This is a genomic window from Gordonia sp. 852002-50395_SCH5434458, from assembly GCF_001665905.1.
GTDB classification, from domain to species: domain Bacteria; phylum Actinomycetota; class Actinomycetes; order Mycobacteriales; family Mycobacteriaceae; genus Gordonia; species Gordonia jacobaea.
This window is the reverse complement of the sequence record NZ_LZTC01000090.1, coordinates 1-12,610: the sequence shown is the minus strand read 5'-3', so window position 1 is coordinate 12,610 and position 12,610 is coordinate 1. Positions and strand designations below refer to the sequence as shown.

Sequence of the window (12,610 nt, the reverse complement as noted above, 5' to 3'; positions counted from 1 at the left end):
TAGTTGGCATGTCGTGTGAGGGTACGAAGGCCCCATTAGCCCCTGTGAAGTGCATCACCGGCGTGGAGTCAGCCCGCGTTGGAGGTGCAACGACTGAAGATCACCTTTGGTGAACCGCCGGTCAGTCGCGTGGCTGCCGCGTCGCTCGCGGCCCGTTCGGTCGTCGCCCATGCCCATCCCCACGACAGGTCGGCCTGGGATTGAACGATGGCACCGCAGGCGTTGCGCCACCAGATCGCCGCCTGACAACTCGACACTCCGCACTGAGAGAGAGCGTTACGCTCGGCCTCCGCCCGCGACAGCGAGTTGACGGCATAGCCGACGTCACTGGTTTGCGTCGAGACCGCGATGGCGCCGTAGTAGTCGACAGGAGCAGGGGCCGGGGCCGCGGGAGGGAGGCCGGGAGTAGCGGTCGAATCCAAGTCGCGGGTCGTCGGCGCGCTGTAGTCATCGGTCGTCGTCGTGGTCGTCGTGCTCGACGACGCAACGGTCGACGAGTCGTCGGAGCGGTTGGACGCCCAGATCACCACACCGACCACCGCGACGATCGCGAGTACGACGAGCACTCCCACGGCCGCAAGGATGGCGACGAGCCCGCCGTTGCCGCGTCGGGGCGGCTGTGGGGGTCCTCCGAACCCTCCGCCTCCGTATCCTCCGCCTCCGTATCCCCCTGGTCCCGGACCGCCAGGGTAGGAGGGATAGGGGCCCTGCGGTGGAGGTCCTTGCGGGGGCCACGGTCCGTTTTGTCCCGATCCTGGGTAGGTCATGGAAACAGCATCGCATGGGGTCGGATGCGGGTCGGAGTCGAGTTCTGTTGTCGGCGTCAGGGTCTGCCGTGTGGATGACGCCCGACGCACACCGCCCGCCAGACCAAGTGGTCGGGCGGGCGGCGTGCGGTGCTGTTGTGCTGCGACTCAGCAGTCGTAGTACAGCGCGAATTCGTACGGGTGCGGGCGGATCTGAACCGGCTCGATCTCGTTCTCACGCTTGAGCGCGATCCAGGTCTCGATCAGGTCCTCGGTGAATACTCCACCGGCGGTGAGGTATTCGTGATCCTCTTCGAGCTTGTCGATGACGGCGCTCAGCGAGGTCGGTGCCTGCGGGATGTTCTTGGCCTCCTCCGGGGGAAGCTCGTAGAGATCCTTGTCGACGGGCTCGTGCGGCTCGATCTTGTTCTTGATGCCGTCGAGTCCGGCCATCATCATCGCGGCGAAGGCGAGGTACGGGTTGCCCGAGCTGTCGGGGCAGCGGAACTCGAGGCGCTTGGCCTTCGGGTTGTTGCCCGTGATCGGGATACGCACACAGGCCGACCGGTTGCGCTGGCTGTACACCAGGTTGATCGGAGCCTCGTAGCCCGGCACCAGACGCTTGTACGAGTTCACGGTCGGGTTGGTGAACGCCAGCAGCGACGGCGCGTGGTGCAGGATGCCGCCGATGTAGTAGCGAGCCAGATCCGACAGCCCCGCGTAGCCGGCCTCGTCGTGGAACAGCGGCTTGCCGTCCTTCCACAGCGACTGGTGAGCGTGCATGCCCGAGCCGTTGTCGCCGAAGAGCGGCTTCGGCATGAAGGTGACCGACTTGCCGTTCGCCCACGCCGTGTTCTTGATGATGTACTTGAACAGCAGCACGTCGTCGGCCGCATGGAGCAGCGTGTTGAACTTGTAGTTGATCTCGGCCTGGCCGCCGGTGCCCACCTCGTGGTGGCCACGTTCGAGCTCGAAGCCCGCGTTGGTCAGGTTGGTCGACATCTCGTCGCGCAGGTCGACGTAGTGGTCGTACGGCGCCACCGGGAAGTAGCCGCCCTTGGGGCGGACCTTGTAACCGAGGTTCGGCGAACCGTCGGGGTCGACGGGCGAACCGGCGTTCCACCAGCCCGACTCGGACTCGACCTCGTAGTAGGTGCCATTCATCTCCGAGCCGTAGGACACGCCGTCGAAGATGTAGAACTCGGCCTCGGCACCGAAGAAGCAGGTGTCGGCGATACCGGTAGAGGCCAAGTAGTCCTCGGCCTTACGGGCGACGTTGCGCGGGTCGCGGCTGTAGGCCTCACGGGTGAACGGGTCGTGGACGAAGAAGCTGACGTTCATCGTCTTGGCCTTGCGGAAGGGATCGATCTGAGCGGTTGCCGGATCCGGCAGCAGCATCATGTCCGACTCGTTGATGGACTGGAATCCACGGACAGACGAACCGTCGAAGGCGAGGCCCTCTTCGAAGACGCTCTCGTCGAACGCCGTTGCCGGGATGGAGAAGTGCTGCATCACGCCGGGCAGGTCGCAGAATCGGATGTCGACGTACTCGACACCTTCCTTCTTGATGCCCTCGAGTAGTTCTTCTTTGCTGCTGTACACCGTGCGGTGACTCCTTCACTATTTCGCCGGCGGGTGGCCACGAGACGGTCACCCGACACGCTCGTCCGCCACCGAGAGACAGCAGCGGATCTCAGCTCAGACCGTATGGATCGGACGTTGCCCGCGCGTCAAGGACGTGTTTCTCCTGTGTTACACACCGCGGACGTGGGACACCATAACTATTCCTGATTCCGGCCTTGCGCGCGTGGTGAATCTGACCACTCATCGGCGATACGTACGGAAGCTCGACGACGAGTGCCGATGCCGACCTGTGCGGGGCTGCCGGTGCTCTCATGTGCGGGGCATACACTGACGTGCAAGGACGAGCGCTTTGCACGGGCTCGTCGGGCGTACATCCCGCCGGCGGTTCACCTGTCGGGGGTCGAGGAGAGAGGGTGCCTGCGATGGGCCGCGCTACCGGATCATGGCTGTCGGGGCCTCAGGCTGGGCACGACGTCGACGTCGAATACCGTGGCGCCGACCTCGGGCTCCCCGAGACCGGTCCCGGCTCGCTCGCGGGTGGCTGGCATCGCGTCGCCGGATTGATGGTCGACTGGCTGATCGCAGGCGGGCTCTCGTTGCTGTTCGTCCGCTTCGGTTCACCCGACATGGGCACGGTCATTCTGGCGGTGTGGTTCGTCGTCGGTGTCGTCACCGTGACGTTGTTCGGCTTCACGCCGGGGCAATTCGCCGTGGGTACCCGCGTGGCCCGCGTCGACTACGGCGCCGATCGCACCTCCGCAGAGGTGAGCGGCTCCGAGCACTTCGCAGCGGTCGGCCCGATCCGCGCGCTTGCGCGCCAGGTGCTGATTGTGTTCATCGTGCCCGCGCTGATGAACGACTACAACGGCCGCGCGCTGCATGATCGCGCTACCGGCACAGCGATGATCAGGACCCGCTGAGCTCTGCCGTCGCCTCTGCGCGAATCTGGTCGAACTGGGCGCCCATCGCCTCGGAGAGGGCCATCGCGGCCGACAACGGCCGCACCATCACCGTGAAGTCGACAATCCTGCCGTCGTCATCGAGGTGGAGGAAGTCGCAACCGGACACGGTCTTACCCGACACCTTTGCCTCGAACAGCAGTGCATGGTCGCGCCCGTCGGGATCGCCGATCTCTCGCACGTAGTGAAAGTCCTCGAAGACCCGCATCACGCCGCGCAGAATCGCCGCCGTGATGGCCTTGCCCTCATACGGCGTGAAGGCGACCGGGCTGGTGAAGACGACGTCGTCGGCGAGGCATGCGGCCATCGCGGCTTCGTCGCCGCGCTCGACCGCTTCTCTGAATTCACGCATCGGGGTGCCGCGAGCTCAGCTACGACGACGCGCGGTGCGCTGCATGCTGCGCGTCTTCGCGTTCGCGGGCAGCGGGCCCTTCGGCATCGCAGGTCCGGAGCCGCGGCTGCTCAGCGCGCTGAGCCGACCCTCGAGGGCGTCGATGCGCTTGCCGTCGATGTTGCGGGGCAGCTTGTTGAGGTGGCGTTCGAGCTTGGAGAGCGGCACCTGGTCGTCGTCGTTGCCGACGTACACCTCATAGATGGGTGTGTCGCCGACGACGCGTGCGGCCTTCTTCTTCTCCTGTGCCACCAACGAGCGCACTCGGGTGGGGGAGCCCTCGGCGACGAGGATCACCCCGGGCTTGCCGATCACGCGATGCACGGCGTCGAGGTGGCTGGTGCCCGCGACGGCCTGGCTGACCCGCCACTGCCCGCGCATGTTGCCCAGCGCCCAACCGGCTGCGCCCGGTTGTCCCTCGGCCCGCGTGTACACCGTCTTCTGGACACGACGACCGAACAGGACGAACGCCGCGAGCAGACCCAGGATGACGCCCACCGGGATGAACAGCCACGGACTGCCGAACACGAATCCGAGAACGACGAACACCGCCACGACCAGCAAGAAGACACCGACCATGTACGGGATGAGCCGCTTGTCTTCTTTACGCTGCATCTGGAACGCCTGCCAGAGCTGCGTGTAACGCTCGCGCGAGGCCTTACGACGAGCCTTCTTCGCCGCGGCCTTTTCCTCTTTGCTTGCTGCAGACGCCTTTGCCATGCCCTCTAGGATACGTCCGACCGCCGACCGGCACGCCGGGGGTTGGCCGAGCTTTCAGGCGTCAGGGCTTTTGGAGCCGACGCCTGAGGGTTCGTCGGAAATCAGCGCGCGAGGCGTGAGAGGACGCTCGACGCTTCCTGGCTCGCCGACCCCTCGTTGGCGAGATGAGCCATCGCGGTGGGGATTTCGCGACCGTGATGGGCCATCGCCTGTGCATAGAGACGCCCGGCACGATACGACGAACGAACCAGCGGTCCGGCCATCACACCGGCGAACCCGACCTCACGCGCGAAGTCGGAATGCTCGACGAACTCCTCGGGCTTCACCCAGCGCTCGACGGGATGGTGCCGCGGAGACGGCCGCAGGTACTGCGTGATCGTGAGGATGTCGCAGCCCGCCTCATGCAGGTCGACGATGGACTCGCGGACCTCTTCGGGTGTCTCGCCCATCCCGAGGATCAGATTCGACTTGGTGACGAGCCCGAAGTCGCGTGCCTGGGTGAGGACGTCGAGCGACCGCTCGTATCGGAACGCAGGCCGGATGCGCTTGAAGATGCGGGGGACCGTCTCGAGATTGTGCGCCAGCACCTCGGGACGTGCGTCGAAGACCTCGTCGAGAAGGTCGGGCTTGGCGTGGAAGTCGGGAATCAGGTTCTCCACACCGGTGCCGGGGTTGAGTCGGTGGATTGCTCGCACAGTCTCGGCGTAGAGCCACGCGCCCTCGTCGGGGAGGTCGTCGCGCGCGACGCCGGTGATCGTCGAGTAGCGCAGACCCATCGCCTGCACGCTCTCGGCGACACGTCGTGGTTCGTCGCGGTCGAGATCGGCCGGCTTACCGGTGTCGATCTGGCAGAAGTCGCAGCGTCGAGTGCACTGTTCGCCACCGATCAGGAAGGTGGCCTCGCGGTCTTCCCAGCACTCGTAGATGTTGGGGCACCCCGCTTCTTCGCAGACCGTGTGCAGCCCTTCGCGTTTCACGAGTCCCTTGAGCTCCGAATACTCGGGGCCCATCGTCGCGCGCGTCTTGATCCACTTGGGTTTGCGTTCGATCGGGGTCTGCGCGTTGCGGACCTCGAGACGCAGCAGCTTGCGGCCGTCGGGGGCGGTGGGAGTGGAGGCTTGTGAATCAGACACGGTCACCGCACCGATGCTACGCCCGGCGCGACGCTCGCCTGCTGGTCCGTTACCCCGATCACATCGGCGCCGACGTCACGGTGGTCGAATGCCGAGCGCACCGCGTCGACGATGTCGACGAGCACCTCGTCGACGGTGATCTCGTGGCCCGCTTCGAGTGCGAGCGAGGTGACGCCTGCGTCGGCGATGCCGCACGGGACGATGGCGTCGAATGCGCTCATGTCGGGGTTCACGTTCAGTGCGAACCCGTGCAGGGTGATTCCGCGTGCAACCCTGATGCCGATCTGGCCGAGTTTGCGTTCGCCCGCGTCGTCGCAGACCCACACTCCCGACCTGCCGTCGACGCGCCCGGCGCTGACGCCGAACCGCGCACAGACCGCGATGAGCGCCGACTCGATGCGTCGTACGTAATCGACGACGTCGAGCGGCTGGGCGAGAGCGACGATCGGGTAGCCCACGAGCTGGCCGGGACCATGCCAGGTGATGCGTCCACCACGGTCGACGTCGACGACGTTGGCGCCGTTGGTCGGGAGGTCGGACGGCTCGGTGCGCTTGCCCGCCGTGTATGTGGAGGGGTGTTCGAGGAGCAGGAGGAGATCGTGATCGAGCGTGCCGTCGGCGCGCTCGGCCGCGAGGGAGTGTTGGGTGTCGTAGGCGTCCTGATAGTCGACGACGCCGAGGGTGCGTACCTCGAAAGGGGTCTCAGGATCGGTACGGATGGATTCGCGTGGCATGGGGATCCCTACCGGTTCGCGTAGGCCAGCCCGGAGTCGATGTCCGGGTGGGTGAAGGTGAAGTCGTTGTCGCTGAGCACTCCGGGTGCAACGCGCTGACTGAACAGAATCATTTCCTGCGCCATCTCGCCGCCGACGAACTTCGCGGCGAAACCGGGCACCCGTGCGATCGTCGGACGGTGTACGGCCCGACCGAACGCCGACACGAAGTCGGCGAACGGTACCGCGTCGGGAGCGGCGAGGTTCACCGGTCCGCTGATCGTCGACGACAGAAGGAACTCGATGGCGCGGATCTCGTCTTCAAGCGTGATCCACGAAAAGTATTGGCGCCCACTGCCGATGGTGCCGCCGAGGCCGAGCTTGAACAGGGGTCGGAGCTTTGCGAGCAGCCCGCCGGAGCCGGAGAGCACCGGAGCTGTGCGCAACAGCACGACGCGAGTGTCCTCACCCGCGTTGCTCACCGCTGCGTCCTCCCAGTCGACGACGAGATCGGCGAGGAAACCGCCTCCGGGGCCGTCGGACTCGATCGCCGCGTGTTCGCCGGTATCGCCGTAGTAGCCCGACGCGCTGGCGCTGAGGAACGTCGGGACTCCCGCGGTCCGTACGGCTTCGGCGAGCACCTCGGTCGGAGTGATCCGGGTGTCGCGCAGCTCCTGTTTGAACCGGCCCGTCCACAACTGGTTGCCCACCCCGACGCCGCCGAGGCTGACCACAGCGTCGACACCGTCGAGGGCTTCGGCCGGGACCCCGAGAGTCTCGGGGTCCCAACCGAATTCGTCGTCGGACAGCGGTTCGTGACGAACCAGGCGTCGGACCGTGTGGCCGGCTTCGGTCAGCGAGGTGACCAGAGCCGAACCGATCAGCCCATGAGAACCCGCGACGGCAATCAGCATGCGAGCCTTACAGCCCCAATTCCGCTGCGAACGCGCCTTCTTCGAGACGCTTCTTGATGGTCGTCAGGAAGCGGCCCGCATCGGCACCGTCGATGAGGCGGTGATCGTAGGTCAGCGGGAAGAACGACATCGAGCGCACCGCGATCGACTCCGAACCGTCGTCGCCGGTGATCACGACCGGACGCTTGACGATCGCGCCGGTACCGAGCATCGCCGCCTGCGGCGGAACGAGGATCGGGGTGTCGAAGAGCGCGCCCTGGCTGCCGATGTTGGTGATCGTGAACGTGCCACCCGCCAGCTCGTCCGGCTTGAGGCCGTTCGAGCGAGCCCGCGCCGCGATGTCGGCGATGGCGCGTGCCAGACCTGCGAGCGAGAGGTCGTCGGCGTTGTGGATCACCGGGGACAGCAGTCCGTTCTCGGTGTCGACGGCGATTCCGAGATGCACCTTGTCGTAGTAGGTGATCTCCTTCTTCTCCTCGTTGATCGACGCGTTGACGTTCGGGTGCGCCTTGAGCGCCTCGACGACGGCCTTCGCGATGAACGGGAGGTAGGTGAGATTCACACCCTCGGCGGCCTTGAACGACTCCTTGGCCGCCTTGCGCAGGGTGGCGACCTTCGACATGTCGATCTCGAAGACCTGGGTGAGCTGTGCGCTCTCCTGCAGCGACTCGCGCGTCTTCTTCGCCGTGATCTGCCGGATGCGGTTGATCTTCTGCGTGGTTCCGCGCAGCTCGGCGAGCTCGGGGCGAACCTCGGGGCCGTGTGCGGCCGGCGCCGATGCGGCAGCAGCCGGAGCCGACGATGCCGCCGGTGCAGCAGCGGGCGCGGGTGCCTTCTTGGCCTCTGCTGCCGCGAGCACGTCCTGCTTGCGGATACGGCCACCGACACCGGTTCCCTTGATGGAGTTGAGGTCGATGTCGTTGTCGGAGGCCAACTTACGGACCAGCGGGGTCACGTACGGCGTGGATTCGACGGTCGGCGGATCAGAGGATTCCTTGGCCGCTGGCGCAGTGCTGGCCTTCGCGGGTTCGGGTTCCGGAGCAGCCTTGGCGGGCTCTGGCTCTGGCTCTGGCTCGGGTTCCGGCTCTGGCTCGGGTTCTGCCTTTGCCGGCTCGGGCTCTGGCTCCGGCTCGGGTTCTGGCGCCGCGCCGGCCGCAGACTTGTCGCCGATCACCGCGAGCTTGCCGCCGATCTCGACGACATCGTCTTCGTTGGCGACGATTTCGATCAGTGTGCCTGCGACGGGCGACGGGATCTCGGTGTCGACCTTGTCGGTCGAGACCTCGAGGAGTGGCTCGTCCTCGGCGACCTCGTCGCCGACCTGCTTGAGCCAGTTGGTGACGGTGCCCTCGGTGACGGACTCGCCGAGTTCCGGCATCAGGACGTCGGTTCCGGATGCCGATCCGCTGGGCGCAGCCTGCGCGGCGGGCTTCTCGGCGGGGGCGTCGGCGTCGGTGGACGGTGCCTCGGGCTCCGGCTCGGGTTCGGCGGCCTGCTCCGGCTCGGTGCCGCCTGCCGAATCCGAATCCGAATCGTCGGACGGGGCTGCTTCACCCTCCTCGCCGATGACCGCGAGCTCGCCGCCGATCTCGACGACGTCGTCCTCATGGGCGACGATCTTCGTCAGCACACCGGATGTCGGAGCGGGGATTTCGGTGTCGACCTTGTCGGTGGAGACTTCGAGCAATGGCTCGTCGGCCTCGACGGTGTCTCCCTCCTCCTTCAGCCACCGGGTGACTGTCCCCTCTGTGACGCTTTCACCAAGGGCTGGCATCTGGACGGAGAAGGCCATCGTTGTTGACTCCTCGACTCGACGTATGTGTCTGGGTTATGTGTGGTCTGTCGCGGTGGTGTGTGCGCCTCCGAGACACGGGCGTCGGCGGGTGGCCGATGCCCACGCGCTAAACCCTACCCGCCACCGGCCCGCGCCATGTGGCGTGTCGACGCAACTGCGTTGGCGAGTCGGGGATGGTGGCGGATAGGGGTGCGCTCAGCCGTTCTCGGCGATGTCTTCGATCACGCGCGCGATGGTGCGGACCGGAACGCCGGTTCCGCCCTTGGGGGTGTAACCCCACGGCGCTCCGGAGTTGAAAGCCGGTCCGGCGACGTCGATGTGGGCCCACTGCACGCCGTCGGCGACGAACTCCTTGAGGAAAAGGCCCGCGGCGAGCATGCCGCCGTTGCGGTGATTGGTGACGTTGGCGAGATCGGCGACCCGGGACTTCAGATCGGCTCGCAGTTCGGAGGCAAGCGGCATCGGCCACGCGTTCTCGCCCACCTCTTGCGAGAGCTCGGCGACGCGGTCGCGGAACTCCTCGGTGCCCATGACACCCGGTGTGCGCGCTCCGAGCGCGACCATCTGGGCGCCGGTGAGCGTTGCGGTGTCGATGAGGTAGTCGGGCTCGTCCTCGCATGCGCGCACGATCGCGTCGGCGAGGACGAGTCGACCCTCGGCGTCGGTGTTCAAGACCTCGACCGTGGTTCCGCCGTATTGCGTGAGTACGTCGCCGGGACGCTGGGCGGTGCCCGACGGCATGTTCTCGGCCATCGGCACCGTGGCGGTGACCGACACGTCGACGTCGAGACGAGCGGCCAGGATGGTGGCCGCGATGACGGCGGCGGCACCCCCCATGTCGGAGGTCATGTGATCCATGTTGGCTGCGGGCTTGATCGAGATGCCGCCGGTGTCGAAGGTGATGCCCTTGCCGACGAGCGCCACCTTCTTGGCGTCCTTCTTTCCCGTGTGCGTCAGCCGGACCAGTCGCGGCAGGCGTGAACTGCCCTTGCCGACGCCGACGATCCCGCCGTACCCGCCCTTCTCCAGCTCGGTGTCGTCGAGGATCTCGACCTTCAGGCCGACTTTGCTACCGAGGTAGCGGGCGCGCTCGGCAAACTCCTCCGGATAGAGGTGGCTCGGCGGGGTGTTCACGAAGTCGCGGGCGATCGCGGTGGCATCGGCGACGGAGACGGCGTGCTCGAGCTGCGCGGTGGCAGCTTTCCCGGTGTTCTCCACGAGCAGGCGCACCGAGGTCGGCGGAGTCTTCGTGGGAAGCGTTTTGGCAGAACGGAATTCGTCGAACCGATAGGCGCCGAGGAAGAAGCCCTCGGCTACGGGCTCGATGCCCCCCGCCGCGAGAGTGGTGGCGACCTGCTCGTGACCGTTCAGTGCTCGAGCCACGATGCCCGCGGCTTGGCGAAGCTTCTCGGGATTCTCGACGTCGTCGGACGAGCCGAGGCCGACGGCCACCACGGCGTCGACGCCGAGCGACTCGGGGGCGGGAACGGTCGAGACATCCCCGTGTGCGCCGCTGGCACCGACCGCGACGAGCGCGTCGCTGATGGCCGACGCCTGCGCGTCGTCGAGGAGTCCGTCGCCGATGAACAGGGTGGGCGCCGCGTCGGAGTCCGTTTTCGTGGAGTCCTCGGGTTCAGAACTCTCGGGTGACACGAGCCCGATGACGAGTACCTCGTCGTTCTTGTCGAGGGAGGTTGCCAGTTGGATCTTGGGACCGCGTGTCCGGTCGACGCTCTCGTTCTTACTCACCCGCTCAACTCTGCCACGTCATTCCGCGGACCGACACGATCTCCGCCGAGCGGGTCCGACACCGGCAACGCTGCCTACGGTGACCCGGTGAGCGTGAGTTCGAAGAGGCGCGCCTGGCCGTCGCGAAGGTCGGCGTGGGTTCGTCTCGTCAGGCGTTCCCCGCGGTCGACACCAGCGGAGTGGATCCGGTGCGCTCACGGATCGTCGACATCGTGCACTCTGAGTACGACCGCAACGCGGCGGGCACGACCTACTCCGAGGGGGTCGACGAATCGTGGTGTGCCGACTTCGTCAGCACGGTGATGCGCAAAGCCGGTGTGCCGTTTGACAATCCGAACTCCGGATCATGGCGAATTCCCGGCGTCGCGACGCTTACCGACTATCTGCACGCGAGCGGGCGGTGGCGTCCGGCCTCGCGGGTGACGACAGTGGGCGGCGCCGAAGCGCAGGGGATCACTGTCGACCACTTCGATCTGCGGACGGTCGAGGGCGTGCAGGGCTATGGCGTCCCCTGAGCCGGTCGTCGTGTCGTGCGAGGTGCGCGGGCTCGACGTCGATCGGTAATCTGCCCGCATGACCGAATTGCTCGCCGGACCCATCGCCGACCGTCACTACGCACTCGGTGCCACCTTCGCCGAATTCGGTGGATGGCATATGCCCGTTTCGTATGCCGGCACCGTCGCAGAACACAACGCCGTCCGCGAGGCAGTCGGCATCTTCGATGTCAGTCATCTCGGCAAGGCGCTCGTGAAGGGTTCTGGCGCAGCAGATTTCGTCAATTCGACGCTGACGAACGATCTCGGGAAGATCCACGCGGGCAAGGCGCAGTACACGCTGTGTTGCAACGAATCCGGGGGAGTGGTCGACGACCTCATCGCGTACCTCGTCTCCGACGACGAAGTGTTCCTGGTGCCGAACGCCGCGAACACCGCGAAGGTCGTCGCGGCGCTACAGGCCGTCGCGCCGGAAGGTGTCGAGATCACCGACGCACATCGTGACTACGCAGTCTTTGCTGTCCAGGGGCCGAAGAGCCCCGATGTGCTTGCCGCCGTTGGTCTTCCGACCGACATGGAGTACATGGCGTACGCGGATGCCGACCTCAAGACCGACGATGCGTCGTATCCGGTGCGGGTATGCCGGACCGGATACACCGGCGAGCGGGGGTACGAAATCCTCCCGCGATGGAGCGACGCCGGCCCCGTGTTCGACGCTCTGCTCACCGAGGTGACAAACGCCGGAGGCCAGCCGGCCGGGCTCGGCGCCCGTGACACGTTGCGCACCGAGATGGGCTACGCGCTGCACGGCCACGAACTCACCGAAGAGATCACGCCCAACCAGGCACGCAGCGGATGGGCGGTCGGGTGGGACAAGCCCGCGTTCTTCGGGCATGACGCTCTTGTGGCGGAGAAGGAGGCCGGGCCGGCCCGACGCCTCTACGGGCTCAAGGCAACAGGTCGCGGCGTTCCGCGTGCGGGACTGACGGTGCTGGCCGGGCCGGGTGGCGAGACCGTCGGCGAGACGACGTCCGGGACGTTCTCGCCGACCCTCAAGCAGGGCATCGCGCTCGCGCTGATCGACACGGCGTCGGGCATTAAGAAGGGTGCGGAGGTCGTGATCGACGTCCGCGGGCGTGAGCTGACCTGCGAGGTGGTGATCCCGCCGTTCGTCGAGTCGCATGTGTGATCTCGACAAGCTCGATCAGCGGTGGGGCGTCTCGATCAGCGGTGGGGCGTCTCGATCGGGGTGATCTCGACAGGCTCGATCAGCGGGTCGGGCGTCGATCAGCGGTGGGGCGTCGATCAGCGGGGGGCGTCTCGATCGGCGGAGGGGCGGGCCTCGGTCGGGGTGATCTCTGTCTCTTATACACATCTCCGAGCCCACGAGACTAGCGCTCATCTCGTATGCC

At 66.4% G+C, this 12,610-nt stretch carries 11 protein-coding genes and 1 pseudogene; 3 read left to right on the top strand and 9 right to left on the bottom strand.

Going from position 1 to position 12,610, the window contains the following annotated elements; genetic code table 11:
- Window positions 1–68: 68 nt before the first annotated feature.
- Entirely contained in the window at window positions 69–767 is a 699-nt protein-coding gene (locus A5785_RS18980; protein WP_064867917.1) for a DUF4189 domain-containing protein, read from the bottom strand.
- A 147-nt stretch (window positions 768–914) separates the two neighbouring features.
- Window positions 915–2,348 (bottom strand): type I glutamate--ammonia ligase, encoded by a 1,434-nt coding sequence (glnA, locus tag A5785_RS18975; RefSeq protein ID WP_049698281.1) that lies wholly within the window; start codon window positions 2,346–2,348, stop codon window positions 915–917.
- Window positions 2,349–2,752: 404 nt separating this feature from the next.
- Between glnA and A5785_RS18970 the strand changes: the two genes are divergently transcribed.
- Window positions 2,753–3,250 carry a hypothetical protein gene (locus tag A5785_RS18970; protein WP_064867914.1) on the top strand — a complete coding sequence of 166 codons (498 nt, stop codon included), beginning with the start codon at window positions 2,753–2,755 and terminating at the stop codon, window positions 3,248–3,250.
- On the opposite strand, the gene A5785_RS18965 is transcribed toward A5785_RS18970, so the two are convergent.
- The 7 genes from A5785_RS18965 to A5785_RS18935 form a co-directional block, all read right to left on the bottom strand.
- The gene (locus A5785_RS18965) at window positions 3,237–3,641 is read right to left on the bottom strand and encodes a nuclear transport factor 2 family protein (protein WP_064867911.1); all 405 of its coding nucleotides are present in this window, start codon (window positions 3,639–3,641) and stop codon (window positions 3,237–3,239) included. The genes A5785_RS18970 and A5785_RS18965 overlap by 14 nt on opposite strands.
- 15 nt (window positions 3,642–3,656) lie before the next feature.
- A complete protein-coding gene (locus A5785_RS18960) occupies window positions 3,657–4,400 on the bottom strand; it encodes a DUF4191 domain-containing protein (RefSeq protein ID WP_049698278.1) in 744 nt (247 codons plus the stop codon).
- 101 nt (window positions 4,401–4,501) lie between these two features.
- A complete protein-coding gene (gene lipA, locus A5785_RS18955; RefSeq protein ID WP_064867908.1) occupies window positions 4,502–5,539 on the bottom strand; it encodes a lipoyl synthase in 1,038 nt (345 codons plus the stop codon).
- Window positions 5,536–6,267: a lipoyl(octanoyl) transferase LipB gene (gene lipB / locus A5785_RS18950; RefSeq protein ID WP_064867905.1), complete on the bottom strand. Its 732-nt coding sequence runs from the start codon at window positions 6,265–6,267 to the stop codon at window positions 5,536–5,538. Before lipB ends, lipA begins: the two co-directional genes overlap by 4 nt.
- An 8-nt stretch (window positions 6,268–6,275) precedes the next feature.
- Window positions 6,276–7,160 (bottom strand): TIGR01777 family oxidoreductase, encoded by an 885-nt coding sequence (locus A5785_RS18945; RefSeq protein WP_064867902.1) that lies wholly within the window; start codon window positions 7,158–7,160, stop codon window positions 6,276–6,278.
- A gap of 7 nt (window positions 7,161–7,167) precedes the next feature.
- The gene (gene sucB / locus A5785_RS18940) at window positions 7,168–8,952 is read right to left on the bottom strand and encodes a 2-oxoglutarate dehydrogenase, E2 component, dihydrolipoamide succinyltransferase (protein WP_064867899.1); all 1,785 of its coding nucleotides are present in this window, start codon (window positions 8,950–8,952) and stop codon (window positions 7,168–7,170) included.
- 198 nt (window positions 8,953–9,150) lie between these two features.
- Window positions 9,151–10,704 (bottom strand): leucyl aminopeptidase, encoded by a 1,554-nt coding sequence (locus A5785_RS18935; protein WP_064867896.1) that lies wholly within the window; start codon window positions 10,702–10,704, stop codon window positions 9,151–9,153.
- A 119-nt stretch (window positions 10,705–10,823) separates the two neighbouring features.
- On the opposite strand from A5785_RS18935, the pseudogene A5785_RS18930 reads away from it, so the two are divergent.
- Both A5785_RS18930 and gcvT read left to right on the top strand, forming a co-directional pair.
- Window positions 10,824–11,219 (top strand): annotated as a pseudogene (locus A5785_RS18930) (CHAP domain-containing protein); the annotation flags it as partial.
- Between the two features lie 58 nt (window positions 11,220–11,277).
- Window positions 11,278–12,387, top strand: coding sequence for a glycine cleavage system aminomethyltransferase GcvT (gene gcvT / locus A5785_RS18925; RefSeq protein ID WP_064867893.1), 1,110 nt, complete (start codon window positions 11,278–11,280; stop codon window positions 12,385–12,387).
- Window positions 12,388–12,610: the final 223 nt, after the last annotated feature.